29 protein-coding genes, 1 other RNA gene, 1 pseudogene and 1 riboswitch are annotated in these 26,691 nt (G+C 44.6%); of the genes and pseudogenes, 24 read left to right on the top strand and 7 right to left on the bottom strand.

The genetic code is table 11. From position 1 onward, the window contains the following. Window positions 1-37 precede the first annotated feature (37 nt). Window positions 38-1,000 (top strand): DUF2515 domain-containing protein, encoded by a 963-nt coding sequence (locus AR442_RS07935; RefSeq protein ID WP_053284887.1) that lies wholly within the window; start codon window positions 38-40, stop codon window positions 998-1,000. Between the two features lie 43 nt (window positions 1,001-1,043). Here the strand turns inward: AR442_RS07935 and sspM are convergent, their stop codons facing one another. Then, a complete protein-coding gene (gene sspM, locus AR442_RS07940; protein WP_003153525.1) occupies window positions 1,044-1,148 on the bottom strand; it encodes an acid-soluble spore protein SspM in 105 nt (34 codons plus the stop codon). Window positions 1,149-1,353: 205 nt separating this feature from the next. Between sspM and AR442_RS07945 the strand changes: the two genes are divergently transcribed. Continuing rightward, complete coding sequence (locus AR442_RS07945; protein WP_014418233.1) at window positions 1,354-1,599, top strand: DUF5446 family protein; 246 nt, start codon at window positions 1,354-1,356, stop codon at window positions 1,597-1,599. Between the two features lie 45 nt (window positions 1,600-1,644). Beyond that, window positions 1,645-2,013 carry a YppE family protein gene (locus tag AR442_RS07950; RefSeq protein WP_014418232.1) on the top strand — a complete coding sequence of 123 codons (369 nt, stop codon included), beginning with the start codon at window positions 1,645-1,647 and terminating at the stop codon, window positions 2,011-2,013. Between the two features lie 38 nt (window positions 2,014-2,051). Here AR442_RS07950 and AR442_RS07955 read toward each other — a convergent pair whose 3' ends face one another. After that, on the bottom strand, window positions 2,052-2,234 hold the full coding sequence (locus AR442_RS07955) for a YppF family protein (protein ID WP_003153532.1): 183 nt from the start codon (window positions 2,232-2,234) through the stop codon (window positions 2,052-2,054). A gap of 186 nt (window positions 2,235-2,420) precedes the next feature. Between AR442_RS07955 and AR442_RS07960 the strand changes: the two genes are divergently transcribed. Further along, the gene (locus tag AR442_RS07960) at window positions 2,421-2,888 is read left to right on the top strand and encodes a YppG family protein (RefSeq protein WP_014418231.1); all 468 of its coding nucleotides are present in this window, start codon (window positions 2,421-2,423) and stop codon (window positions 2,886-2,888) included. A 29-nt stretch (window positions 2,889-2,917) separates the two neighbouring features. Here AR442_RS07960 and AR442_RS07965 read toward each other — a convergent pair whose 3' ends face one another. Continuing rightward, window positions 2,918-3,331 (bottom strand): Hsp20/alpha crystallin family protein, encoded by a 414-nt coding sequence (locus tag AR442_RS07965; protein ID WP_007612169.1) that lies wholly within the window; start codon window positions 3,329-3,331, stop codon window positions 2,918-2,920. 138 nt (window positions 3,332-3,469) lie between these two features. On the opposite strand from AR442_RS07965, the gene AR442_RS07970 reads away from it, so the two are divergent. From AR442_RS07970 to AR442_RS08000, 9 genes and pseudogenes are all read left to right on the top strand, one after another. After that, window positions 3,470-3,976 (top strand): PTS sugar transporter subunit IIA, encoded by a 507-nt coding sequence (locus AR442_RS07970; protein ID WP_012117833.1) that lies wholly within the window; start codon window positions 3,470-3,472, stop codon window positions 3,974-3,976. A 98-nt stretch (window positions 3,977-4,074) separates the two neighbouring features. Then, window positions 4,075-6,321 carry a DEAD/DEAH box helicase gene (locus AR442_RS07975; RefSeq protein ID WP_014418230.1) on the top strand — a complete coding sequence of 749 codons (2,247 nt, stop codon included), beginning with the start codon at window positions 4,075-4,077 and terminating at the stop codon, window positions 6,319-6,321. Between the two features lie 19 nt (window positions 6,322-6,340). Next, entirely contained in the window at window positions 6,341-7,579 is a 1,239-nt protein-coding gene (locus tag AR442_RS07980) for a ribonuclease H-like domain-containing protein (protein WP_053284886.1), read from the top strand. 121 nt (window positions 7,580-7,700) lie between these two features. Next, window positions 7,701-7,808, top strand: a pseudogene (locus tag AR442_RS20465) (hypothetical protein); the annotation flags it as partial. An 83-nt stretch (window positions 7,809-7,891) separates the two neighbouring features. After that, window positions 7,892-8,128, top strand: coding sequence for a spore coat protein CotD (gene cotD / locus AR442_RS19900; RefSeq protein ID WP_003153539.1), 237 nt, complete (start codon window positions 7,892-7,894; stop codon window positions 8,126-8,128). A gap of 88 nt (window positions 8,129-8,216) precedes the next feature. Continuing rightward, entirely contained in the window at window positions 8,217-8,765 is a 549-nt protein-coding gene (locus AR442_RS07985) for an SLOG family protein (RefSeq protein ID WP_007409499.1), read from the top strand. A 79-nt stretch (window positions 8,766-8,844) separates the two neighbouring features. Beyond that, entirely contained in the window at window positions 8,845-9,144 is a 300-nt protein-coding gene (gene gpsB / locus AR442_RS07990; RefSeq protein WP_003153541.1) for a cell division regulator GpsB, read from the top strand. Window positions 9,145-9,199: 55 nt separating this feature from the next. Then, window positions 9,200-9,581: RNase P RNA component class B (rnpB, locus tag AR442_RS07995), an RNA gene on the top strand. 96 nt (window positions 9,582-9,677) lie between these two features. Further along, window positions 9,678-10,844, top strand: a complete 1,167-nt coding sequence (locus AR442_RS08000; protein WP_022553050.1) for a THUMP domain-containing class I SAM-dependent RNA methyltransferase — start codon at window positions 9,678-9,680, stop codon at window positions 10,842-10,844. Between the two features lie 40 nt (window positions 10,845-10,884). Here AR442_RS08000 and AR442_RS19905 read toward each other — a convergent pair whose 3' ends face one another. Further along, window positions 10,885-11,037 (bottom strand): YpzG family protein, encoded by a 153-nt coding sequence (locus tag AR442_RS19905; RefSeq protein ID WP_003153548.1) that lies wholly within the window; start codon window positions 11,035-11,037, stop codon window positions 10,885-10,887. A 166-nt stretch (window positions 11,038-11,203) separates the two neighbouring features. Between AR442_RS19905 and AR442_RS08005 the strand changes: the two genes are divergently transcribed. The 5 genes from AR442_RS08005 to pbuX all read left to right on the top strand — a co-directional run bounded on the left by AR442_RS08005 (window position 11,204) and on the right by pbuX (window position 17,249). After that, complete coding sequence (locus AR442_RS08005; RefSeq protein ID WP_003153550.1) at window positions 11,204-11,395, top strand: hypothetical protein; 192 nt, start codon at window positions 11,204-11,206, stop codon at window positions 11,393-11,395. 103 nt (window positions 11,396-11,498) lie between these two features. Then, window positions 11,499-13,418, top strand: coding sequence for an ATP-dependent DNA helicase (locus AR442_RS08010; RefSeq protein WP_017418013.1), 1,920 nt, complete (start codon window positions 11,499-11,501; stop codon window positions 13,416-13,418). 111 nt (window positions 13,419-13,529) lie between these two features. Further along, window positions 13,530-15,032: a carboxypeptidase M32 gene (locus tag AR442_RS08015; protein ID WP_017418012.1), complete on the top strand. Its 1,503-nt coding sequence runs from the start codon at window positions 13,530-13,532 to the stop codon at window positions 15,030-15,032. 133 nt (window positions 15,033-15,165) lie between these two features. Further along, a riboswitch (purine riboswitch) is annotated at window positions 15,166-15,265 on the top strand. 98 nt (window positions 15,266-15,363) lie between these two features. Next, window positions 15,364-15,948: a xanthine phosphoribosyltransferase gene (gene xpt / locus AR442_RS08020; protein ID WP_021494223.1), complete on the top strand. Its 585-nt coding sequence runs from the start codon at window positions 15,364-15,366 to the stop codon at window positions 15,946-15,948. Then, entirely contained in the window at window positions 15,945-17,249 is a 1,305-nt protein-coding gene (pbuX, locus tag AR442_RS08025; protein WP_053284885.1) for a xanthine permease PbuX, read from the top strand. The genes xpt and pbuX overlap by 4 nt, the downstream gene beginning before the upstream one ends. 235 nt (window positions 17,250-17,484) lie before the next feature. Here pbuX and AR442_RS08030 read toward each other — a convergent pair whose 3' ends face one another. After that, window positions 17,485-17,760, bottom strand: coding sequence for a hypothetical protein (locus tag AR442_RS08030; RefSeq protein ID WP_007409505.1), 276 nt, complete (start codon window positions 17,758-17,760; stop codon window positions 17,485-17,487). Window positions 17,761-18,105: 345 nt separating this feature from the next. Between AR442_RS08030 and AR442_RS08035 the strand changes: the two genes are divergently transcribed. Next, on the top strand, window positions 18,106-18,672 hold the full coding sequence (locus AR442_RS08035) for a cysteine hydrolase family protein (RefSeq protein ID WP_014418176.1): 567 nt from the start codon (window positions 18,106-18,108) through the stop codon (window positions 18,670-18,672). An 839-nt stretch (window positions 18,673-19,511) separates the two neighbouring features. On the opposite strand, the gene AR442_RS08040 is transcribed toward AR442_RS08035, so the two are convergent. Then, complete coding sequence (locus AR442_RS08040) at window positions 19,512-19,775, bottom strand: hypothetical protein (protein WP_017418009.1); 264 nt, start codon at window positions 19,773-19,775, stop codon at window positions 19,512-19,514. 222 nt (window positions 19,776-19,997) lie between these two features. Between AR442_RS08040 and AR442_RS08045 the strand changes: the two genes are divergently transcribed. Next, window positions 19,998-20,306, top strand: coding sequence for an MGMT family protein (locus AR442_RS08045; protein WP_014418174.1), 309 nt, complete (start codon window positions 19,998-20,000; stop codon window positions 20,304-20,306). A gap of 28 nt (window positions 20,307-20,334) precedes the next feature. Here the strand turns inward: AR442_RS08045 and AR442_RS08050 are convergent, their stop codons facing one another. Next, window positions 20,335-20,943, bottom strand: a complete 609-nt coding sequence (locus AR442_RS08050; protein ID WP_014418173.1) for a GNAT family N-acetyltransferase — start codon at window positions 20,941-20,943, stop codon at window positions 20,335-20,337. Window positions 20,944-21,109: 166 nt separating this feature from the next. Here AR442_RS08050 and AR442_RS08055 point away from each other — a divergent pair, with 166 nt between their 5' ends. The 4 genes from AR442_RS08055 to dynA all read left to right on the top strand — a co-directional run bounded on the left by AR442_RS08055 (window position 21,110) and on the right by dynA (window position 26,648). Then, on the top strand, window positions 21,110-22,210 hold the full coding sequence (locus tag AR442_RS08055) for a type III polyketide synthase (RefSeq protein ID WP_014418172.1): 1,101 nt from the start codon (window positions 21,110-21,112) through the stop codon (window positions 22,208-22,210). Next, window positions 22,210-22,716 carry an isoprenylcysteine carboxyl methyltransferase family protein gene (locus tag AR442_RS08060; protein WP_014418171.1) on the top strand — a complete coding sequence of 169 codons (507 nt, stop codon included), beginning with the start codon at window positions 22,210-22,212 and terminating at the stop codon, window positions 22,714-22,716. Before AR442_RS08055 ends, AR442_RS08060 begins: the two co-directional genes overlap by 1 nt. 72 nt (window positions 22,717-22,788) lie before the next feature. Further along, the gene (gene fbpC, locus AR442_RS20290) at window positions 22,789-22,884 is read left to right on the top strand and encodes a Fur-regulated basic protein FbpC (protein WP_025284905.1); all 96 of its coding nucleotides are present in this window, start codon (window positions 22,789-22,791) and stop codon (window positions 22,882-22,884) included. 182 nt (window positions 22,885-23,066) lie between these two features. Beyond that, on the top strand, window positions 23,067-26,648 hold the full coding sequence (dynA, locus tag AR442_RS08065; RefSeq protein WP_014418170.1) for a dynamin GTPase: 3,582 nt from the start codon (window positions 23,067-23,069) through the stop codon (window positions 26,646-26,648). Window positions 26,649-26,691: the final 43 nt, after the last annotated feature.

Here is a 26,691-nt window from a genome sequence, read left to right on the forward strand (position 1 = left end):
TCCATCCTCCTTATCAAACTAATAGTGACGGAAGTGAATGAACGTGCATAAACGACAGACCGTAACCGCCATTCTTCGCCTGATCGAAAAAGAGACAAAAATAAAAAATGCCGATAATATTTCCCGGACGAATGCCTATAAAGCATATTATGACCGCCATCCTGAGATCAAGTGGCCGCTTTTGGCATCCTTTGTGTCCCGCAATGCGGGCTGGTCGATGACTGATTTAAGAGGCGTCCTTTATCAGGAGGGCCTTGACAGCAGTCAGAAAAACTGGTTTTTCCTTTCGTATGAAAGGGCGAATTGGCTGATTTTTTCTGATGCCTATCCTCAGCTTCTGGTCTACCAGTGGTCAAAACAAATCGGCGAACCTCTTTTCCGTCATCTTCCTCATTTCCGCGTCTCGGCTTTTATGCAGGAAGAATGGTTTCGCTTTTGGCGTGACGGAGATACGGAACGGCTCATGTATGCTCTTATTATAAATGAACAAAACACTATCCAAGCACCTATTATACAAAATCCTTCGTTTAAAAAGAATGTTTTTGGCACGATTCCTTTTTATTTAAGTGATTGGTTTCACTTTAATACGGTGATATTCCCTTCATTTGACGGACATTTATACGGAATTTCCGTCAAACGGTTTTCGAAAACCGAAGAAAGAATTACGCTCGGAAAACAGCTGGCCCGCCTTCTGTTCAGTCCTTATCTGCACGCTTCTTTTTACCGTTTTCTTGATACCGTTCCTCATACCGGTTCGCGCTTTGATATGGAGAAAATGATCGGCATCAAAAAAAGAACATCACCGATGCTGAGGACAACCTATCCCATTGTTGCCCACCCATTAGACGGCGAAAGGGCGGATTGGTTTCAAAAAAGGTTAAGAAAAGGGGCTTTCTTACAGGAGAAAATGCCGAAACAGCTTGAACTGACGGACTGGTACTTCCAAAAAAGACGGGAGCTCCATGCGCTCTTCGCGGTTAAAGAGTGGCTGAAGAAATGAAAAAGCCCGAAACCGTTCGCTGGGGTTTCGGGCTGCTGATGTGTTACGTGGAAGGGCGGTTTGGGCCGCCTAATTTTTTATCAAGCGTATCAGTCGTTTTTGCTTCGGTTTTTTGCTGTTTACCTGCATTTTTCGGTCTCGTTTTCATACGGCACCTCCTCAACTGTATCGTTTGCATTAACGTGCCGGTTCATACAAAGTTTGCGGCACTTTTTTGTCGAAAGGCACGCCTTTTAGGATAATCTCTGTTTGTTTGCCGAACTGCTTCTAGTTTTGTCATGTGCAGAGGAGAGCGGTATGAAAACGAGAATTATATTCTAAAGAGACGCAAGTGATAAAAGGGAGGAACATGAATGTCTGTTTACACGAGCAAGGCTGATATTCTCCGTCTGCTTTCTGATATTGAAATCCGGATTTCTGCTGCTGAAAAAACGCTTACCCAAGCAGTCAGATCCTGTCAGGCGGAAGCTGAAGAAATCAGACAGGAGAAACTTTCCCGCCTTGAGGAAGAGGCGCGGGAGCTTCATGTTTGTATTGATGACCTGTTTTTGGCTGACCGGCGTAAAAAGGATTTGCCGAGAGCATGCCGGATCAGCTGATTTTATGCAAAAACTTTGGTACCATATGTACTGAGGTGAGTCCGTTTGCAGACACAGTCGTTATTGGAGCTGACAGAACAAATGATAGAGGCGGTTCTGGAAGCTGAAAAAAGATATCAGGATGGAAAAGAGTCAGGCCGTTCATATGATTTTTTTGAGATTATTAAACCCGATGTTGAAAAAAGAGACCGGCTTTGCGCGCTTTGGACTAAAGCAGCGCTTGCGTTTATTCAGGAAAACCGTCCGAAATACGTTCATCACGCACAAATTCAGGCCGTTACAGAAAATTTCGGAGAGCTGATGCTCCAATCATATGTTCATCATATTCATAAAAAAAGATACAGGGATTTAACTGAATCTGTTTTATATACGCTTCGTATATTAAGGGATGAAATTGAAAAAGAAGGCAGCTGAAAACGGCTGCCTTCTTTTATATAAAGGGGTCGGGTATGTTATTCATACGCCGGGTTTTCTGCTCCACTTGCTTCGAGAACCTTCATACTGTTTCGAAATTCGGTTGCGGTGAGATGGCCTTGAATATAGAGGAATTTTGCAAAGTCCATCAGTTTATCTGCACAATCTGTTTCATATTTTTTCACTTCAGCAAAACGCTTTCTTAAGTATGATACGTTCATAATGGTGCATCCCCTCTCATGTATGTTGAGATTATGGTAACATAACGATTCGACTTTTTTCTGTTTTTAAAAAATTAAGACTTTCGACAGCATTTGACAAAGATCAGAATCTCCGAAAGCACATAACCAAGGCGGAATTCATACATATATAGCAGAAACTTAGTGAGAGACAAGGGGGAATGTCATATGCAATGGAGAGCGCAGCCCTATCAAAATATGTACCAGCAGCCGGCGGGATATTTCTACCCGCAGCAGATACAGCCGCTGCAGCAGCCGAGTCCGCAGCAGATACAGCCATTACAGCAACCGTATCCGCAGCAGATACAGCCATTGCAGCCGCCGCCATATCAACAGCAAGGGCAGTACCCGCAGCAATTTTATCCGAATCAGGAATACGGTCATATGCAGCAGCCGTTTGCTCCCCCTCCTCCTCAGGCAGCCATGCCCGGGGGGCAGCCGGGGTTTGTGAATCCTTACCCCGTTCCCAGACCGAATCAGCAGCAGTCTTCCCAATTCTCAGGCATACTCTCCCAGTTTAAAAAAACGAACGGACAGTTTGACTTTAATAAAATGATGGATACAACGGGGCAGATGGTAAGCGCCGTAAATCAGGTCGGATCGCTGGTGAAAGGCTTCACCAGTATCTTCAAATAAAAAGCATGAATGATATCCATCATTCATGCTTATTTTTTAGGGAAAAAGAGGGTAAGCGTCTGTTCATTCCAGGATGTTTCCATATCTTCTTCACTCACCTTATACGGGAGGACAACGGTTCTTGTCATGCTTGAAGACACGTGGGATGAATGAGCCTGTTTATGATCGTAGCGGATTGTAACGTGAAGGTAGCACCCTTTCGTTTCCACCAGCATATCCCCGTCACGGAACGTCTCGGGAACGCCGATATCAACCGCGAGGCCCGTCGGCTCTTCTCTGACGTCAATCGTCACTTGCGCTTCAGTAAAAGCCGAATTGACAAGGTGCTGAAAACCCTGCATCAATTCTGCGAAGGGACCTGAGTGAAAAAATTGGTCCATCGCATGGCTGATGATGTCCTCATTTCTTTGCGGATCAAGTTTATCGTTTTGTGATTGATCCATATGACCACCGCCTTTTTACAAACAGACTATGCGATGTTATGCCGTATGGTTAAGAATTGAAGGAAAAAAGAAAGTATGGTTAAATAGTGGAGAATAAACTGGTAACGGATTCACATTTAGGAAGGGGAGCACAACACATTGCTGAAAAAATTATTTGGATTGGGAGACAGCCGGAAAAAGCCGGCCGAAGAAGTGATTTTTTCTCCGGCTGACGGAGCGGTGATGGATTTGGCTTCAGTGCCGGATCCTGTATTTTCACAAAAAATGATGGGGGATGGGATCGCCGTCGAGCCTGCAAACGGAGACATTGTTTCACCGGTTGAGGGAGAAGTGATTCAGCTGTTCCATACAAAACATGCTGTCGGCATCCGCACCCTTTCCGGAGCGGAACTTTTGATACATGTCGGCTTGGATACCGTCAATATGAACGGTGAAGGCTTTGAAGCGCATGTAAAAGAAGGCGACAAAGTGAAAACAGGCGATCTGCTTTTAACGTGCCGGCTGGATTTAATAAAAGAAAAAGCAAGCAGCACCGTCATCCCTATGGTGATTATGAATGGCGATGCCGCAGAACCTTTGCAATTTGCAGGCGCAAATGAAGCGAAAAAAGGACAAACAGAGCTTTTTACGATAAAAATGAAGTAGGCAGGGGCTGATTCCCTGCTTTTTTTCTTGTGCAGGATTTTCATCTAGCCAGGCAAACAAATATTCGGTAAACTGTACCTCATAAAGAGGTGTGAACGATGAAGAAAAAATCACTGAGCGAACTGATACAGGAATTAAAAAATCATGAAAATATTGTGCATTGGCATGAAGAGGAACCGCGGGAGGCGAAAACCATGCCGATGCCGGAGCAAGTAGATCCGAACATTCGGGCGGCTCTCGAAAAGAGGGGGATCGAGCGGCTCTTTACACATCAATACTCCGCTTTTCAGACGGTTCAAAACGGAGAAAGCATTGTGGCTGTCACACCGACGGCCTCCGGAAAAACACTGTGCTATAATCTTCCGGTTCTTCAGTCTATCGCGGAAGATGCCTCAAGCCGCGCGCTTTATTTATTTCCGACAAAGGCGCTCGCACAGGATCAAAAAAGCGAGCTGAACGAAATCATAGACGAGACGGGCATGGACATTAAAAGCTTCACCTATGACGGAGATACGTCTCCGGCCATCAGGCAGAAAGTCAGAAAAGCCGGGCATATTGTGATCACAAATCCCGATATGCTTCATTCAGCCATTCTTCCCCACCATACAAAATGGGTGAGTCTGTTTGAAAACCTGAAATATATCGTCATTGATGAATTACATACGTATCGCGGCGTATTCGGCAGCCATGTGGCGAACGTCATCCGCCGTTTAATGAGAATCTGCGCTTTTTACGGAAGCAAGCCGTCATTTATCTGCACATCCGCCACAATCGCCAATCCGATGGAATTGGCGGAGCAGCTGACGGGAAAATCAGTGCGCCTGATTGACGACAACGGCGCCCCGGCCGGAAGAAAGCATTTTGCTTTTTACAACCCTCCGATTATAAATAAACCGTTGCATATTCGAAAAAGCGCCACCGTGGAAGTGAACGAACTTGCCAAAACTTTTTTGAAAAATAAGATCCAGACGATTGTTTTTGCAAGAAGCCGTGTGCGGGTTGAAATTATTTTAAGCCACATTCAGGAGATCGTAAAAAAGGAAATCGGCGCGAAGTCTGTCAGAGGTTATCGCGGCGGATATCTTCCGAAAGAAAGAAGAGATATAGAGCGGGGGTTAAGAGACGGCAGCATTCTCGGGGTTGTCAGCACAAACGCGCTGGAGCTTGGCGTTGATATCGGCCAGCTTCAGGTCTGCGTGATGACGGGGTACCCGGGCAGTGTCGCGAGCGCATGGCAGCAGGCGGGCCGGGCCGGACGGCGGCAGGGAGAGGCGCTTATCGTGATGGTGGCGAACTCTGATCCGATTGACCAATATATTGTGCGCCATCCTGATTATTTCTTTAAACGCTCGCCTGAATCTGCAAGGATTAATCCTGATAATCTCATTATATTGGTCGATCACCTGAAATGCGCTGCGTATGAGCTGCCTTTCAGAGCCGATGAAACATTCGGAGAAAATGATGCAAGAGACATTCTCGAGTATTTAGAAGAAGAAGGGGTGCTTCACGAAAACCGCGAACGCTATCACTGGGCGAGCGAATCTTTTCCCGCCTCCAACATCAGTCTCCGTTCGGCGTCACAGGAAAACGTGGTCATCGTTGACCGGTCAGAGACGGCTGATGTAAAAATCATCGGAGAAATGGACCGTTTCAGCGCGATGACGCTTCTTCATGATGAAGCGATTTATCTTCATGAAGGGGTGCAGTACCAGGTTGAAAAGCTTGATTGGGACCATAAAAAAGCGTACGTACGAAAGGTCGATGTCGAATATTATACAGATGCCAATTTAGCGGTGCAGCTGAAAGTGCTGGACATTGACAGAACGGACAGCAGAAAGAAAACGGCCTTACATTTCGGCGATGTAACCGTGAACGCACTTCCGACAATATTTAAAAAAATTAAAATGACGACATTTGAAAATATAGGATCAGGGCCGATTCATCTTCCAGAAGAAGAACTGCATACCAGTGCTGCCTGGCTTGAATTGAAAGAGACGGATTCGGAGATCGGCGAAAAAACGCTTGAACAGCTGCTTTTAGGCATTGCCCATGTCCTGCAGCATATCGTGCCTGTATACGTCATGTGCGACCGAAATGACGTGCATGTCGTGCCGCAAATCAAAGCCGCACATACCGGACTTCCGACAATCTTTCTGTATGATCATTATCCGGGCGGAATCGGACTTGCTGATGAAGTATATAAGCGATTTGATGAAATCAATGAAGGGGCTGAGCGCCTGATCAGACAATGTCCATGTCAAGACGGATGTCCTTCCTGCATCGGCTCCGAAATAGAAGGAATAGATGCAAAGAAAGCGATACTCCGGCTCTTGAATTACGTGTAAAAGAAAAGGGGGACGAAAGATGTCCTTGAAAAATAAATTAAAGCGGATGAAAAACCACCTGAATGTGCCGGAAGCTGAAAAAAAGCCGGCAGCTTCACAATTTTCGGTCCCGGATATTCAAGTCCCATTTAGAGAAGAATGGGAGGCATTCGGAGTGAAGCCTTTCTTTTTTGAGGATGAATACTGTCTTATCCGCGAAACCGTCTATCCGCTTTCGCACCGTCACGGACGGTACAGCTTCAGTGAACTTGATGACGTCATGGCATTATGGAATAAAGGCGGTTTGACACATACTTTATCAGCAGAAGGATACGAAAAAAGCCAGCTGTTCTTCTTTGATACTGAAACGACCGGCCTCGGCGGCGGGGCCGGCAATATGATCTTTTTGCTCGGTCATGCAAGAGTGTATGAAGACCGTGTCGCGGTTAAACAGCATCTGCTTCCTAAACCGGGAAACGAGACGGCTCTTTACAAAAGCTTTTTAAGTGAGGTTGACATTACGTCTCTTGTTACGTATAACGGAAAAGCCTTTGACTGGCCGCAGGTAAAAACTAGGCATACATTGCTGCGGGACAGGCTTCCGAAACTTCCTGACTTCGGACACTTTGATCTTCTGCACGGAGCGAGACGGCTTTGGAAACATAAATTAGAGCGTGTATCGCTTTCGGCGGTTGAAAATGAAGAGCTTGCTTTTAAAAGGGACGAAGACACCCCTGGTTATTTGGCGCCGATGCTGTATTTTCAATTTTTAAAGGCGGAGGACCCGGCTCTTTTAAAGGGAGTGCTCTCGCATAATGAACAAGATGTGCTTTCTCTCATCGCTCTTTACATCCATATGTCAAAAAAGATTTTTGCATCTTCTGATCAGACGTCAGAACGTCAGGAAGCATACGCCATGGCGAAATGGTTTATCGCTCATAAAGAAACCGATCGGGCTGTTTCACAGCTGGAAGCGCTGCAAGGCAAAGCCTTTGAAGATTCAGATCGGGCCCTTTTTGACTTAGCAATGCTTTATAAAAAACAAAACCGCAGGCAAGACGCCGTGCCCCTTTGGGAGAAACTGACGGGCTCTGATCTTCACATATGCAGACACCAATCAGCGGTAGAGCTGGCGATCTATTTTGAGCATCACGCAAAAGATTACAAAAAAGCTCTGCAGGCCGCGCAGCAGGCGGCAGAAGACGGGGAAATATCGGAAAAAGAAGCCGAGAAGCTCCATGTGAGAATTGCCCGGCTCAAGAGGAAATATTCCTCTTGAAATATTGCCCGGGAAAGCGCAAAAGCCGAGCTGTTTCGCCAAAAATATTTTTTTCTGAATCCGCATCGATTTTGTTGTAGAATGGTGCCGCATCTTGTAAAATAGCGTTAGTTATTTATAGGGGAGAGTTGGTATGTATAAAGGTGTTTTTTACTTGTTCTTTGTCGTGGTTTTTTTGATTGCGTTTGTGTTTTCGAATTTTAAAGACAGCTTGCTGACGCACTTTTAAATTGGGTGATTGAATTAGAACATGCACCCTCTTTTCTTCATAACCTAACAGTGTAATAAAAGTTAATGGAGAGGGGATTTAGCATGTTTCATCATCATTGTTGCAGACCAAACGTGATGCCGCCGATTGTCCATCCGACTCATTGCTGTGAACACCATTGTTTTTCTAACACAGTTGTGCCGCATATTCATCCGCAACATACAACTAACGTAAATCACCACAACTTTGAGCACGTTCATTACTATCCGCACACTTTTTCAAATGTTGACCCGACAACTCACCAGCATTTTCAGTGCGGAAGCCCTTGCTGCGATCATTAGTATTGAACGCTTAAGCAAGATCGGTTAGGATATCAGCAAATCAAAATGGGGCCCGATGGGGAGCCCCATTTTTTAAGCAGGTGATCAATTGAAAGTATTAGCCGTAACAGGATACAAGCCGTTTGAACTCGGGATTTTTAAACAGGATGACCGGGCGCTTGTTTATATAAAAAAGGCGATAGAAACCAGACTCAGAAGCTTTATTGACGAAGGCTTGGAATGGATTCTCATATCCGGACAGCTGGGGACTGAGCTTTGGGCGGCAGAAACGGCGTACGATCTCAGAGAAGAGTATCCGGAATTAAAGGTTGCCGTTATCACGCCTTTCTACGGCCAGGAGGAAAAGTGGAAGGAGCCGAATAAAGAAATGTATGAAGCGGTGCTTGCTCAGGCAGATTATGAGGAGAGCCTGACGCATCGGCCGTACGAAAGTCCGCTTCAATTCCGGCAGAAAAACGCGTTCTTTATTGAAAAGTCAGATGCGCTTTTGCTTTTATATGATCCTGAAATGGAAGGATCGCCGAAATATATGCTGCAGCAGGCAGAAAAACGCCGTGAAACAGACGGATATCCGATTTATTCGATTACGATGGATGATCTCCGTGCCGCCGTTGAAGAAGAAGATTTCTTTACATAACACGTCAGAGAATATTTGACAACGGGACGTGTTTCTGAATAAAATATAACATGATGATTCACGATATGAGGTGAAAAAGATGCTTGCTGATAAAGTAAAGCTTTCTGCGAAAGACATTTTGGAAAAAGAATTTAAAACAGGCGTTAGAGGTTACAGACAAGAAGACGTTGACAAATTTTTAGATATGATTATTAAGGATTATGAAACCTTTCATCAAGAAATTGAAGAACTGCAGCAGGAAAATCTGCAGCTGAAAAAACAGCTTGAAGAAGCAAGTAAAAAACAGCCGGTGCAGTCCAATACGACCAACTTTGACATTCTGAAAAGGCTGTCCAACCTTGAGAAACATGTATTCGGCAGCAAACTTTATGACGAATAAGGCAGATGCACTTGTCAAATGAGACAAGTTGCTTTATAATGAACAAGTGTTCTTAACGTTCGGGTAATCGCTGCAGATCTTTGAATCTGTAGAGGAAAGTCCATGCTCGCACGGTGCTGAGATGCCCGTAGTGTTCGTGCCTAGCGAAGAAATAAGCTAGGGCAGCCTTGATAGGCTGACGGCAGGAAAAAAGCCTACGTCTCCGGATATGGCTGAGTATCCTTGAAAGTGCCACAGTGACGAAGTCTCATCAGAAATGGTGAGAGTGGAACGCGGTAAACCCCTCGAGCGAGAAACCCAAATTTTGGTAGGGGAACCTTCTTGAAGGAACTGAACAGATAGAAGGACAGAATACTTTCTGTAGATAGATGATTGCCGCCTGAGTACGAGGTGATGAGCCGATTGCAGTACGACGGAACAAAACATGGCTTACAGAACGTTAAACATTATTGATATGACAAATTAGAGCTCTCCTTAAAAGGGGAGCTTTTATCTTGAATGAAACGAAAGCTTAAAAGAGACAGGGTGATACGATGAAGAAGTACACACTAATAGCGACGGCGCCGATGGGAATTGAAGCGATCGTCGCCAAAGAAGTGCGTGATTTAGGTTATGAATGCAAAGTAGACAACGGAAAAGTCATTTTTGAAGGAGATGCGCTTGCGATCTGCCGCGCTAACTTATGGCTGCGGACGGCTGACCGCATCAAAGTACAGGTCGCCGAGTTTCAGGCGAAAACGTTTGATGAGCTGTTTGAAAAAACAAAAGCGATTGACTGGCGCGCGTACATTCCGGAAAACGCAAAGTTCCCCGTTATCGGAAAATCCGTGAAATCAGTGCTTGCCAGTGTGCCTGACTGCCAGCGGATCGTCAAAAAGGCGATAGCGGAAAAGCTGAAACTGCAATCAGGAAAACAAAATGAATGGATTGAAGAAACGGGACCCGAGTATAAGGTGGAGATTTCCCTTTTAAAAGATAAAGCCGTACTTACACTGGATTCATCAGGAACAGGCCTTCACAAACGGGGATACAGGGTTGATCAGGGAGGAGCTCCGATTAAAGAGACGCTCGCTGCCGCGTTAATTCAGTTAACCAACTGGACGCCTGACCGTCCGTTCGTCGATCCGTTCTGCGGTTCCGGCACGATCGCCATTGAAGCCGCTTTAATCGGACAAAACATTGCTCCCGGTTTTAACCGTGATTTTGTTTCAGAAGACTGGGAATGGATCGGAAAAGAACTGTGGGACAAGGCGCGTCTTGAAGTGGAAGAAAAGGCGAACTATGATCAGCCGCTGCAGATTTTTGCCAGTGATGTGGATCACCGGATGGTAAACATCGCCAAAGAAAACGCAGAAGAAGCGGGACTTGGGGACCTGATTGAATGCAAACAAATGCGGGTGCAGGATTTTACGACAAAACTCGAATTCGGCGTAATCGTCGGAAACCCTCCGTACGGCGAACGGCTCGGCGAAAAAAGGGAAGTCGAGCAGATGTATAAAGAAATGGGCCGGGCATTTGAATCTCTTGATACATGGTCTGTCTACATGTTAACGTCAAATGAACAATTTGAAGAGGCCTACGGAAGAAAAGCAACCAAAAAACGGAAGCTCTTTAACGGTTTTATCAAAACGGATTATTATCAGTACTGGGCTAAAGTGCGGCCGCAGCGGAAAAAGCCGCAACAAAGAGAAGACGCCTGAAACAGCGTCTTCTCCGGCATCTTTACGTTTTATTCTGCCATTACCAGCGGTGCGCTTTTGCGTTGCTCCGTAAAATAATGTTGGTCTGGGACATTTCGGTGTGGCCGTTCACTTGCGATTTAGAGCGTTTCGGCCGCGTCCAATTGTGATGAAACAATTCAGAATGCTGATCTAATCGATCTTTATAACTCATGTAACCATCACTCCCGGGTAGAATAAATTTGTGAAGATGGATATTCGATCGAATATCTGTTGTAGTTTGTGCAGGTCAGGTGAGGATCATTCAGAATGGCATGTATAGAAAGTGAAACATCGGCATAGAATGATGATTATTTCTATTTGAGAGGTGATCTTATTTTATGCTGAACAGCGAGCACTTCAGTAAAATACAAAAGGCGTTAGACGCAACTGCTTTCCGGCTGGAGGAAGCCGGAGCGGAGTTCGGTCCTTCCGCCATGACACACGCACAGGAAGAACTTGAAAATGCGGTAAAACATACACATTCAACAGACCATCCGTTCCTATGTACACATATCATTAACCGGAAATGATCATGACAAAAACTTGGCGAGGCCAAGTTTTTTTGTTGTATTGAAAAGGGTTAAATGATATTATAGATGGTCTGAATGCCGAATAGTTAGGGGTTGGAGTTGGGTGACAACATCACGTTTGCCTTTTGCTTTAACAAAAGAAAAGAATTTTTACGAAGAATTGAACAATTGGATTGGTGACGTGTTTTACGATATCCTTCCCGAGAAAGGCTTTGACCTTCGGGATGAGCAGGTATTTATGGCGTTTCAGCTTGAACGGGCATTTAAAGAGAAAAAGGTCATGTTCGCTGAGGCAGGAGTCGGTACGGGGAAAACGCTGGTGTATCTGCTGTTTGCCATCAGCTATGCCAGATATACGGGTAAACCGGCCATTATCGCATGCGCCGATGAAACGTTAATTGAACAGCTTGTCAAAAAAGAAGGCGACATTTCCAAGCTGACAGAACATTTGGATCTGCAGATTGATACACGGCTGTCCAAATCCCATGAGCAGTATCTGTGTCTGAAAAAGCTTGAGAAAACAATGCAGCGTTCTGATGATGAAAAGTGGCTGGATCTTTATGAGTCGCTGCCTTCATTCGTACACGAATCACAAGCGATGCAGCGCTTTTATCCGTACGGCGACCGCAAACAGTACGCTGATTTGACGAATGAAGAGTGGGCAGGCGTCAGCTATGATTCCTTCCAAGATTGTTTAACTTGTGATATGAGACATAGATGCGGTTTAACACTTTCAAGAGATCATTACAGAAAATCAACGGATCTGATTGTTTGCTCCCATGATTTCTACATGGAGCATGTATGGACGGAAGAATCACGTAAAAGGGAAGGACAGCTGCCGCTTTTGCCGGATCACAGCGCCGTCGTGTTTGATGAAGGACATCTGCTGGAATTCGCCGCGCAAAAAGCGTTAACCTATCGCGTGAAGCAGTCGACGCTCGAGCTGTTTTTAGAGCGTCTGCTTCAAAATGACATCAGAGAGGAATTCGCCGAACTGATTGAAGATGCCCTTGCCGCAAACGATGAGTTTTTCTATGTGCTGTCAGAGGAATCGAAGGAAATCGCCGGCTCTCACCGATTGGACATCCAAAACGACCAGCGCGTTAAGCGTGCGGCTGACGAACTGTGCCGTCTGCTCGATAAAATCGGCGAGGCGCTCGTATTTGAATCGGAAATGTATACGATTGATAAGTACGAGCTGTCAGTTGTAGAAGAATACGTCGAACAAATGGCATATTCGCTGTCGCTGTATCAGAAGGATGCCATCAGCTGGCTTGAAACGCGGGATACAGACTCAACGTTTGTCGTTATGCCGAGAACTGTAGCCGAAGTGCTGGGAGAAAAGGTCTTTTCTAAAAAGATTCCTTATATCTTCTCATCGGCCACTCTTTCTGAGGGCGGTTCATTTGATTATATCGCTGACAGCCTCGGAATCCGTGATCCTTTATCATTCACCGTTGAATCTCCGTACGATTACGAGGAGCAAATGTCTGTTGCGCTTCACGGTGACATGACGTCTGAGCAGAAAACAGCCGAAACGATTGAAACCATTAAGGAGAATGAAGGACGCACCCTCGTTCTTTTCCCTTCCTTTGAAGACATGAAAGAATTTAAAGAACAGGCTGCCGCGTGGGAGCTGCCGTATCCGATATACTACGAAGGTGACGAAGAGATCAGCAGTCTGGTCGAAAAGTTCCAGCGGGATGAAGAATCCGTGCTTTGTTCCGTCCACTTATGGGAAGGTCTTGACATTCCCGGTGACTCGCTCCGGAATGTGACCATTTGGGCATTGCCGTATCCGCCTCATGATCCGGTGTTTACCGCAAAGCGGAACGGAGCGAAAAAAGATCCGTTTGAGGAAGTTGATCTGCCATACATGCTCTTGAGAGTCAGGCAGGGAATCGGCCGCCTTATCCGTTCTAATCAGGACAGCGGAACCATATCCATTTATGCGGGCGGAGAAAGTGAACGGGTCCTGGCCGAAGTCAAAAAGGTTTTGCCTGTTACACCGAAAATTGTATAAAAACAAAAGCTGCAGGATTCTTATCCTGCGGCTTTTTTAAATCCGGGAAGTTGACTTTATCACGGCATTCCATTAGCCTGTAATTGATAGTGAAAAGGGAGGGGAACGGATATGGATTTACATACATATGAAAAAGAGTTTTTTGATCTGTTAAAAAGAGTATCCCACTATGTCGAAGCCATTGCACTTATGCATTGGGACTTAAGAACGGGAGCCCCGAAAAAAGGCTCTGATGATCGGGCGGAAAGCATCGGACAGCTTTCGGCTGACGTTTTTCAAATCCAGACATCCGACCGGATGAAAGAGCTGATCGACATCCTTCTCGCGCATGCAGAAGAGCTCTCTGAAGATACAGTGAAAGCGGCGGAACTTGCGAAAAAAGATTATGATCATAATAAAAAAATTCCTGAAGATGAGTATAAAGAATATGTCATTTTAACATCAAAAGCTGAAACGGCTTGGGAGGATGCAAAGGCTGCCTCTGATTTCTCTATGTTTGCTCCGTACCTTGAGAAGCTGATTGATTTTAATAAGCGGTTTATTTCGTATTGGGGCTATGAAGATCATCCGTACAACGCATTGCTCGATATTTTCGAACCGGGTGTTACGGTAAAGGTGCTGGATCAGCTGTTTTCTGAATTGAAGGAAGCGATCATTCCGCTTATCAAAAAAGTGACGGAATCCGGCAATAAACCGGACACTTCCTTTATAACGAAAACGTTTCCGAAAGAACAACAAAGAGACCTCTCCTTGTATTTCTTAAAAGAGTTCGGGTATGATTTTGACGGCGGCCGCCTGGACGAGACGGTGCATCCGTTTGCGACGACAATCAACCGGGGCGATGTGCGGGTGACGACCAGATATGACGAAAACGATTTCCGCACGGCAATTTTCGGAACGATTCATGAATGCGGGCATGCGATCTACGAGCAGAATATTGACGAAGCGCTGAGCGGAACGAACTTATCTGACGGTGCATCCATGGGAATTCATGAATCCCAATCGTTATTTTATGAAAACTTTATCGCCAGAAATCAACATTTCTGGACCGCCTATTATGAAAAAATGGTTGAGGCTTCGCCTGATCAATTTCAAGATGTGAAAAGAGAAGATTTTGTACGCGCTGTCAACGAGGCGAAACCGACCTTTATCCGAATTGAAGCCGATGAGCTGACATATCCGCTTCATATTATTATCCGTTATGAAATTGAAAAAGCAATTTTCAGTAATGAAGTGACAGTGGAAGAACTGCCTGCATTGTGGAATCAAAAATATCATGATTATTTAGGCATTACGCCGCCATCTGACGCAAAAGGCATTTTGCAGGACGTACATTGGGCGGGCGGCGATTTCGGCTATTTCCCTTCCTATGCGCTCGGATATATGTATGCGGCACAGCTGAAGCATACCATGCTTGACGATCTGCCTGAATTTGATCAATTAATAGAACGGGGCGACTTTGAGCCGATCAAACAATGGCTGACAGAAAAGGTTCATCAGCACGGAAGACGCAAAATGCCGCTTGACATCATAAAAGATGCAACGGGAGAAGAGCTGAACGTTCAATATCTCATTGAGTATCTCGTCGGTAAATATTCAAATTTATATTTATAAACGAAACGCCCGGTATACACCGGGCGTTTTTCTAAAAATTCTAAAAAGACGAATAATCGAAAACCAATTCTTTGTAAAAGTTCGGAAATATTCAAATTTCACTATGCAAAAGAAGTGTATCTTGTTATAATTTGATTAATATCATAAGAACACTCATATAATCGCGTGGATATGGCACGCAAGTTTCTACCGGTCACCGTAAATGTCCGACTATGAGTGAGCAATGGAACGGCTTTATTCGGCCGTTGCGTGTAGATCATTCGGCATTGCTTGCTCTTTTTTGGAGAGCGGGCAATGCTTTTTTTATTTTTTATAAGCGGGGGTAATCATTGTGGAAGCATTAAAACGAAAAATAGCAGAAGACGGAATTGTTCTTTCTGATCAAGTGCTGAAAGTGGATTCTTTTTTAAACCATCAAATTGATCCGGTTCTCATGCAGCAGATCGGCCGGGAATTTGCGCGCCGTTTTGAAAAAGACGAGATAACCAAAATCGTCACAATTGAATCTTCGGGCATTGCCCCTGCGGTGATGGCCGGCCTTGAACTCGGCGTTCCCGTCATCTTTGCGAGAAAAAGGAAGTCTCTCACATTAACGGATGATCTGCTGACGGCATCCGTCTATTCTTTCACGAAAAAAACAGAAAGTCAGATTGCAATCTCCGGAAATCATCTGTCGAAAGAAGACCGCGTGTTAATCATTGACGACTTTTTAGCGAACGGACAGGCGGCAGAAGGGCTTTTATCCATCGTAAAACAAGCAGGCGCAGAGGTTTGCGGGATCGGAATCGTCATTGAAAAGTCATTTCAGCCGGGAAGAGATGAGCTGGTGAAAAAAGGATGCCGGGTCGAATCGCTGGCGAGAATTCAATCGCTTGAAGACGGAAAAGCGACATTTGTACAGGAGGTCCGTTCATGAAAAACGGCTATGCCAAAACACTTTCCCTCGGTATCCAACATGTGCTTGCCATGTATGCCGGCGCCGTCGTCGTTCCTTTAATTGTAGGAGCGGCATTGGGACTGAACGCAGAACAGCTGACATATCTCGTATCAATTGACATTTTTATGTGCGGGGCGGCTACGCTGCTTCAAGTATGGAGGAATAAATTTTTTGGCATCGGCTTGCCCGTTGTGCTCGGCTGTACGTTCACCGCGGTAGCGCCGATTATTTCCATCGGTAAGGAGTACGGGATTTCAGCCATTTACGGAAGCATTTTGGCATCGGGTCTGCTTGTCATTCTGCTGTCGTTTTTCTTCGGTAAGCTCGTATCGTTTTTCCCGCCTGTCGTAACCGGATCTGTCGTGACGATTATCGGGATGACCTTAATGCCGGTCGCGATGAATCATATTGCCGGCGGGGAAGGCAGCGAGGATTTCGGTGATCCGGCTAACCTTGCCCTCGGATTTACGGTGCTCGTCATCATCGTGCTGCTTTATCGGTTTACAAAAGGATTTTTGAAATCCATTTCGATTTTAATCGGCATTGTCATCGGGACGGCCATCGCATATTTTATGGGAAAAGTGCAATTTGACAATGTGGCGAGTGCTGACGCAATTCAAATGATTAAACCGTTTTACTTCGGGACGCCGACATTTCATGCGGCACCGATTATTACGATGTCCATCGTTGCCATTGTCAGCCTTGTTGAATCAACCGGCGTCTATTTCGCTCTCGGTGACCTGACAAACCGGCGCCTGTCTGAACGTGATTTAGCAAAAGGCTACCGCGCGGAAGGCCTGGCGGTATTCATCAGCGGCATTTTTAATGCTTTTCCGTACACGGCTTATTCCCAAAACGTCGGCCTCGTGCAGCTGACGGGAATTAAGAAAAACGCGGTCATCGGTGTCACGGGCGCACTTTTAATGCTCTTCGGCCTTTTTCCGAAAATCGCAGCCTTCACGACCATCATCCCGTCTTCGGTATTGGGAGGCGCGATGGTGGCCATGTTCGGCATGGTCATTTCCTATGGCATTAAAATGCTCAGTCAAATTGACTTTAAAAAGCAGGAAAACCTTCTGATCGTCGCGTGTTCGGTCGGATTGGGACTCGGTGTAACCGTCGTTCCCGATATGTTTAAGCACTTGCCGTCTTACTTAAATCTGCTGACCACAAACGGAATCGTCGCCGGAAGCTTTACCGCCGTGATTTTGAATATTGTTTATAATATGATTCCTAAAACGAAAAAAACCCTTGATGTGACAAGGGTTCAAGAGGGTTAGTTATCCGTTTTTCTTTAAAATAACATCTTATTTTATCCAGATCGAGGATGCTTCCGAAAGTTGCTGAACTTTTTGCGAGGCATTCTCTTTCATTTTTTGAAAAAGAAACTAAATTGAGTGATGAGGCATCCGCCTTATTTCGCCGAAAAACCGTCCCGCACTATATGTACGTGAACGAGTATTTTGTGCACAGATCCTTACAAAAGAGAGTGAAAAGAAGGGAAAGCCCCTTCTTTTAATTAATCCATCCTTCAAAAGTTGCGCGATAGAACCCTTCGATTATCTCTACTTTCTTAAGGTAATAAGTAACACCATTCTTAACAGTTGTATTTGGGATATCCCATCTATGAAGGTAATCCATTGTAAAAGAATCTTTGGTCGCTTGTGTCGAAATTTTTGTTTGAGTTGAGTCGCTATTTGTATTGCCAGGGCTGGATGCAAAAGCAGGGGCAGCGGAAACGAGTAAAGCGAGAGACAAGGCAGAACCAGTTAAAACCTTTTTCAATTTCATTTTAAACACTCCTTTTTTAATACAATTGTATTATTACATAAAATACAAAAATGACCAAGGATTTTTTTGTTAATATTTTGTGAGTGTGAATTTAGTTAGGGGCAATCCTATCATTCACTGTTGAGGCTTTATTTCAGGATATTGATAAGTATATAGAGAAAAAGAGTTGAATATTGCCGGCCTCTGGTGATCTGCAGCTTTTGAGTGAGTGCTTGCTTTAGATATTTCAATGCTTTTCCAACGGGGAAGGTGCGATATGAAATTTAACACTGAAACAATTGTACAAAAGTAAAATCTTTATTTAAAATGTTATAAATACGAATTTTCAATATAGGAGGTTATCTGATGGCAGAAAAGAAAAAAGCTTTAATCATTGTGGATGTACAAAAAGCCTTTGATGATAAAAAGTGGGGAGAACGAAATAACGTAAAGGCGGAAGAAAATATCAGCAAAATACTGAAATTATGGAGAGAAAAAGGATGGACAGTCATATACATACAACATATTTCTGATAAACCTGGTTCTTTATTTTATCCAAAAAATGAGGGGGTTGCTATAAAGGAAATCGTTAAACCTATGGATAAAGAAGTCATTATAACCAAGAAAGTAAACAGCAGCTTTATTGGTACTAATCTAGAAGAGCTTTTAAAAGCAAATGATATAACAACTGTCGTAATCACTGGCTTGACTACACCGCACTGTGTTTCAACAACCACAAGGATGAGCGGTAATTTAGGATTTGATACATACCTGATTTCAGATGCAACAGCAGCCTTTGGAATGAGAGACCAAAATGATACATATTATGATGCAGAGACTATTCACAATATATCTCTGGCAACATTGCATGATGAATTCGCCACAATATTAACGACTGATCAATTAATCAATGATTTTAAAAAAAGAAACTGATTAACATTATGGCTAAGCCCGGCGGTAGGGATAGGCGGCTGAAAAGCATATTCAGGCGCATACAAGGGCCTCGTCGGAAAATACGGGGGTTGCCGACTCTTTTCATCGTCGCAATATCGATTGAAAAAAGGCATCTGCTTCAGATGCTTTTTTTGTTTCTTGTAAACCGGTTTCGGTAAAAATGCTCGGCGGTTAACGGGCAGATTCGGCTTCGGTTTTGAATAACAAAAGGCTTTACTAATCAGCGAATTATTCAAGATTTTTTGGCTTGTGCTGAGTCTGATGTTTTTTGATTTCCTCGAATATATTGGCTTGATCATCTTTTTGAGGCCGAGGCTCTTTGTTAAGACATTTTGGATCGATCACATTTTTAAGATCTTTGATGGTTAAAGGCTTACAGTCATCTTTTAATTCGTAGCCTAATTGTCCATTAGTTTCTAAAGTGGCATATATATCGATCAATTATTAAGGTCAGTGAAACTAAAAAAAGGGGACAGAGCCCCTTCATATTCGTAACAGCGCTCATCATTCCCATACCAGATTCCGTTCCATGATAAAACAATTATTGACACCGTCAAAATAGATATTTGGAACTTCTTTTCTGGAAAACAAACATGGAACAAACTGATCTGCTGCACAAGTTCTTAACCCTTTGTTTCTTTAATACAGAACATGTCAATAGTTTTAATTTTGACACTTCTTTAATATAGAATTGAGAAAAATAATGTCTGGTTGAAAAAAGTAACATGTTAGCAATCATTTATTCTCTCATCTGCACGGTAACATACGGATTTTTTTTAGTTATTACTTAAGACAAACTTTCCGCCCGTCATGAAAAATCAGCTTTTGTAGACGGCTGTCCAAGTGCCATCAGCACCATGGAAGGTGATGTTGTCTAAATAATAGGTGATTCCATTCCGGTAAATTGAAGTAGGATAATCAGGGCCAGAACCATTAAGTATGAACGTCGCCAAAGCAGATACTTCCTTCGTTTTACTTTCTGCAGAAGGTGTATCAGCAGGACCTGCGGCAAAAGCAGGGGCGGCAGAACAGAGTAAAGCGAGTGATAGGGCTGAGCCGGCTAAAGTTTTTTTCATTTTCATTGTAAACACTCCTTTTCTTTTTTTAATACAATTGTATTATTACATATTATGTTAAATAAGTACATGCTTATCTTTGTTAATTTTTTGTGAACAAACAGATAATCTATTTAAACGCAGAGTTGAAATAAGTATGATGATGAAGCAATTATCATCTATAAAAATAAGATCAGGAAGTAGCTGATTTTCTCAAAAATCATCTGCTCTTGCGAAATGAGGAGTTGCATGACATTTACGGCACGGGCGGTAGCCATTATCAAACAGATACCTGAAGGAAAAGTGATGACGTATGGTCAAATTGCCGGTCTTGCGGGAAGTCCGCGGGGAGCGAGGCAGGTTGTGCGGATTCTTCACTCCATGAGTAAAAAGCATCATCTTCCTTGGCACAGGGTCATCAATGCAAAGGGCGAAATCGGATTGAGAGATGAAGAGATGTTTTCCGTACAGAAGCTGTCTCTTGAAGCTGAGGGGGTAGCGGTCACGTCAGACGGACGGATCGATCTCAATTTATACGTCTATGATCCGAATATGTAAAAAAACCTGCCGTATATCGGCAGGTTTTTCAGTTATATGCTTTGAGCCGGCCAGAAAGGTTTTGCCGGATATAAGGCCATTCCTCCCGAAGGATGGAGTAGTAGGCGGTATCTCTGAGGCCGCCGTCGACAGCCGGAATGTGTGCGCGGCGGATCCCTTCAAATTGGGCTCCGATCCGCAAAATCGCAGTCCGTGAGCGCTGGTTGCGAACGTCGGTTTTCAGCGTCACCCTGACAGCTTGCCACACGTCAAACGCATGGGTCAGCATCAGAAGTTTACATTCCGTATTGACACCGGTCCGCTGCACGGCAGAGGCATACCAAGTGCTGCCGATCTCACACACTTCCGGAGATGCATCTGTCGGCCGCGTAAACACTTCCGCATCCATAAACCTCGTGCTCCCGACGATTCGGTCTGTTTCAAGACTCCGTACTGCAAAAGGCAATGCAAGTCTTTTTTCATAATCGGAAAGCGCGCGCTCAATATAACGCTTTGTTTCTTCGATTCCGTCAGGAACATGGGTGTAAGCGTAAGTCGTCCTATTTTCTGAAGCAGCGTCACAAAGTGCCTGAGTGTGATCAATCGCCAGCGGCTCTAACTGAACGAGTGACCCTTTAAGAATGACAGGCTTCAGCATTCCTATCACAACCTTTTTTTTATGAATGGATCAAGTATAGTCGAACGGTTTCTTATTCAAAAGGGCCAATTTCCTATTAAAATGGCATGTCAGTGAAATTCTCGATTCAAACTTATGCATACATTCAGGAAAAAAGCGGAAACCTTTATGTAAAGAGGTGATGGGCATGGCATATGTGTTATCTGTCGGAACGAGCATTCCGAAGTATCATGTCTCGCAAGAAACGGCGGCGGATTTTGCGAGAGGGATGTTTGCCGATTCATTTAAGGATATTGACCGGCTGTTAAAAGCCTTTCAAAACGGCGAAATTGAATCAAGGCAGTTTGTCCGGCCGATTGAATGGTATAAAACGGCACGGGGTTTTTCAGAAAAAAACCGGCTGTATACGGAAGAAACCGTCAAGCACAGTGCGGATGCGGCACTTGATTGTTTAACAAACCCGGATTGTTTAACAAATCCCTTTCCGTATGAAAAAGTGGATGCGATCTTTTTTATTTCCAGCACCGGGCTTTCGACACCCAGCATTGAAGCGAAAGTGATGAATCAGCTTCCGTTTTCTGCGAAAACAAAACGGATACCGATCTGGGGTTTAGGATGCGCGGGCGGAGCGGCCGGCCTGTCCAGGGCGTACGAATACTGCCGCGCGTATCCTGAAGCATACGCGCTTGTCATCGCGGCTGAACTCTGCAGCTTAACGTTTCAGCCGAACGACAAGTCAAAAAGCAACTTAATCGGAACTTCCCTGTTTGCGGACGGAATTGCCGCAGTACTAATCGGAGGAGAAAAGGCGAACCGAAACGACGTCAAACAGCCGCTTCTTCCGCGGATATTCGCCACTCAATCGGTGATGATGCCGGATGCGGAAGATGTGATGGGCTGGGAATTCACCGACAGCGGTTTTCAAGTCATTTTTTCAAGAGATATTCCCACCCTGGTTTCACAGTGGCTGAAGGACAATGTTGATGAATTTTTATTTGAATATGGTGTCAGTCCTCACGACATTAAAACCTTTCTTGCCCATCCAGGCGGGAAAAAGGTCATTGACGCCTATTTAACGAGTCTTTCAATGGACACCGGTCAGCTTGCGGCATCTCGGAAGGTGCTGCAAAAACACGGGAACATGTCTTCCGCAACTATTTTTCATGTGATAAAAGAACAGTTGCTCCACGGACGGCAGAAAGAAAACGAAAAAGGGCTGATCGGCGCTCTCGGGCCGGGATTTTCGTCTGAGCTTTTGCTGTTCAGCTGGGAAAAGGGGGCTTCTTAATGTTTTTGCTGTTTATCATGCTGCTTGCGGCCCAGCGGATTGCGGAGATGATCGTGGCCCGGCGCAATGAGCAAAAGGTGAAAAAGCAAGGCGCAGTCGAATACGGAGAAGGACATTATCCCTTTCTCGTCCTGATGCATGTGCTCTTTTTTGTCTCTCTTACAGCTGAGGTGGCGGCGTTTCAAAAAACGCTTTCTCCAAGGTGGGCCGCCATTATATGTATCATTTTATTTGTACAGGGGATCAGGTATTGGGCGCTATTATCATTAGGACGGTATTGGAATACTAAAATCCTTGTCGTGCCGGATGCGGAGCTTGTCAGAAAGGGGCCGTACAGGTGGATGAAACACCCGAACTACGCGGTCGTCATCTTAGAATTTATTTTTCTGCCGCTGTTATACGGAGCGTATTGGACACTGTTTCTCTTTTCGATTCTCAATGCCTGCATGCTCACTGTGAGGATTCGCGCCGAAGAGAAAGCGCTAGAAGAAAACACCGCAAAATAGAGATTGAAAATCATTCTCACTCATGATAAGATATAAATATGAAAATGATTCTCATTCAAGGTGGTGCCGAAAATGACAATGTTATTTTTATTTGCAGCCGTTTGTACATACAGTGTTTTAATTGGTTTCGTATTGAAAAAAGTTTCGAATAAATCGATGTCTTCTTAAACATCTGCGGTTTTTCCTGCCGCGGGTGTTTTTTCTTTATCAGCTGCCGATATCGGCGGCTTTTTTGCGTTTCCTGAAGAAAAGTGTGCCATTCTTGTGTAAAATGGGGGAGAGGTTTTTTTCAGAGCTTTCTAAAAATGAAAACGTCATTTGATGCGACAGACACAAAGGGGTAAAGACACATGACAGAAGAAGAACGCCATAACAGGGAGATTTTCAGCAGAACGGGTGCCTTATACGCACAATTTTTGGATCATCAGGATGAAAAACGGGCCGATCAGCTCGCGGCCATTATGAAAAAAGCGGCTGATGAAGAGGTTTATATCGCGTTTACCGGGCATTATTCGGCCGGAAAGTCCTCTTTATTAAACACATTGCTCGGTGAAGACATACTGCCGACAAGCCCGATTCCTACAAGCGCCAACCTCGTTGTCATCCGGCACGGTGAAGATAAAGTCGTGCTTCATACGACGGACGGTGCTTATGCAGAGATCAAAGGAAGTTACGATAAAGAACAAGTGCAGCAATTCTGTAAAGATGGTGAGCAAATTGAGACGGTGGAAGTCTATGCCGGCTTTAAGGAGTCAGAGCCTTATGCGGCCTACATCGACACACCGGGAATTGATTCGACGGACGAAGCGCATTTTTTATCTGCGTCTTCGGTTCTCCATCAGGCTGACGCTTTATTTTACGTCGTTCATTATAATCACGTTCATTCAGAAGAAAATATGATGTTTCTCAGTTCCATCAAAGACCGTATTCCGAATTTGTTTCTGATCGTCAACCAAATTGACAGGCATGATGAAACTGAAACGAAGTTTGAAGCGTACCGCAGGCAGGTGGAAGATATGCTTGAAGACGCGGGAATACCGAAAGAATCGCTTTTCTTTACGTCTGTCACTGAGCCTGACCATCCTTTAAACGGCATGGAACAGCTGAAAAAACATCTGCAGAAGCTGAAACAGCAGGCAAAAACAAATTTATGGTCCTTAACGGAGAGAAAAGTCGCACACTTAGTCACAGAGCATACAGAGATGCTCGTAAAAGAAGATAAAAACGGCAGCGGAGAGCAGTTTGACAAACAAGAAGCACTTGTCCGTTCTGTTGAAGATGAGCTTAAAAAAGCCGTTCAACAGGCTGAAACAGCAGAGAAAGACATCAGAAAAGACGTGCAGAACATATTGCAAAACGCTAATCTGACACCCTTTGAGATGAGGGAGCTTGCATCTGCTTATATTGAATCACAGCAGCCCTCATTTAAAACTGGGTTATTCTTTTCAAAAGCGAAAACGGCTTCGGAAAAAGAAAGAAGGCGTGCTGAATTTTTTGCCGATATTAAAAAAAGAACGGAAGGGGAAGCGGATTGGCATATTATCGACACATTTACGAAAGCGGCCAAGCGGTATGAAGCGGATTCGGACGAACTGATCAGGAAAATCCAGGCGTACCGTACACCGCTTTCTGATGATATCACCGCTCAGGCCCTTAAGCAGGGAGCGGCCTTTTCATCTGAATACGTATTAACTTATACGAAAGACCTCGCTGAAATGATCAGAAGGGAAGCCAAAAGACAGACAGCGGAACTCATTGAGGAGCTGACCGCTTATGTTCAGACAAAAAACGGACCGCTCATTGAGAACTTGAAAAACCGGCTCGAAAAAGAAAAGAAAATAAGGGATGAGCTCGCGCAATCGGCAAAAGAAGAACGCAATGCCTTGGAAAAAGCAGCCCGAGTCCGCGCTTTGTGGGAAGAAGAATTGACCTGTGATACGGGAAACGGCGACTGGTATACGCGAAAAAAACGCCTTGCAAAAGCGCCCGTCCAAAAAGAGAAACCAAAAGAGGCTGTACGGCATGAAGTAAGCAAGCCCGAAAAAAATGCGATGAAGGAACTTCCTATAAAAGAGCAGACTGATCGGTTCTATGAGCTTGCCGGGATTCTTGAATCCTCAAGCATATTAGGAAAACAGGCAGAAGCCTTTCGAAGCAGGATTGAGCGGCTTGAAAACCGCCAGTTTACCTTGGCGTTATTCGGCGGATTCAGTTCCGGTAAATCATCATTTGCAAATGCGCTTGTCGGTGAATACGTGCTTCCGTCATCTCCGACGCCCACAACGGCTACGATCAACAAAATAACGAAACCGCAAGACGGCAAACCGCATAAATCTGCGGAGATCGTTTTTAAAACGGAGGAGGAGCTGGACGCTGAAATGCTTCAGCTGACTGAGCTGAAAGACGCTGACGTAAAGGGGCGTTCACTGAAAGAGAGATGGAATTATGCCATTAAAAAGGGAAAAGTTCCGGGTGAACTTATTCCTGTGATTCAGACGATGCTGCAGGCGTTTGATACGTATGAAGAACAGATCCGTCAAAGGCTGACACTGACGGTGCCGGTTGAAGATGTAAAACCGTACGCAGCCGAAGAAAAAACGGCCTGCTGCGTAAAAGAAGTCACCGTCTATTATGATTCGCCTCTCACGCAAAAAGGCATCACCATTGTTGATACGCCGGGAGCAAGCAGTATCAATAAGCGCCATACGGAACTTGCCTTTCAATATATAAAAGATGCTGACGCGTTCTTTTATATGACGTACTATCAGCATTCTTTTTCAAAAGGAGACAGGTCTTTTCTGAAGAAACTCGGCCTCGTCAAAGAAGCATTCGGCATGGATAAAATGTTTTTTGTCATTAACGCCGCCGATCTGGCCAAAACCGAAAGCGAGCTGGAAACCGTCAAAGACTATGTCCGCTCAGAACTCTCAAAAGAGGGAATTAACCGGCCGAAATTATATCATGTCTCAAGTAAAGAAGAGCTTGCGGGTAAAAAAGAAGCTTTTTATAACAGGTTCTCTGATGTAAGAACCGGGCTTGAGCACTTTATTGAGGAAGATGTAATGAGGGCCAGCTGCGCCCAGCTGAAAACAGAGGCGGACAAATTGTGCGGTATGGTGGAACAGCTTCACGAATCTCTTCACCAGTCGGCAGAAGAAAAAGAGAAAAAGAAACAGCGTCTGGAGTCTTCCTATGAAAAAGCTCTCGGTGACATTTCAAAGCGCCGTACGTCTGAGGTCATCATTCGAAAAGTGATGAAAGATACGGAAGAACAGCTCTATCACATTAAACATCGCCTGACGTTTTATGCGAATGATATGCTGAAAACCGCCTTCCATCCGGGTCTTCAAAACGGTGATTGGAAACAAAATATATCAGCGGCGCTGAATGAAGCGCTCAAGGAATTCCGTTTTGAATATATTCAAGAGCTGAAAACGCTCGATATCCGGATGACCGGTTTTATTGAGCGCCATATGACTGAGGAATGGATGGAAAACTGTCAGAAGAAGCTTATGGAAGACGGAGATTTCTCCATTTATGTCAGCGGTGAAAACGAATTTGCCGTTCAGCTGAAAGAGGTCGCTCCGGTCATTGACGTCTCGGCATTCTCACATCACGTAAAGGAAGTTAAATCACCGAAGCAGTTTTTTGAACAGAACGGAAAAGCAGCGTTTGTAGAAGGGCTCAGGCTCAGCCTGCAAAAAGTGACAGAAAAGTGGCTTGAGCAGGAGAAAGAAAGCCTTTCAGAGCGATATGCTGAGCAGGTGCGCCGTCTGCAAGAAGAAATGGCGGATAAAAGCCTGTCCCAGATCCGCGAGCAGCGGGACACTTATTTACAAGGTCTTGCGGAAAATACGAGTGCAAGGGAAATTGAACACCTTTACGAAGCCGAAAAAGCATGGAAAAAGAAAGATGAAATGCTGAAAATTTAAAAATCCGGTTGGCGGGCAGATATCAGTCGTGGTAGACTAAAAT

The organism is Bacillus velezensis, assembly GCF_001461825.1.
GTDB classification, from domain to species: Bacteria; Bacillota; Bacilli; order Bacillales; family Bacillaceae; genus Bacillus; species Bacillus velezensis.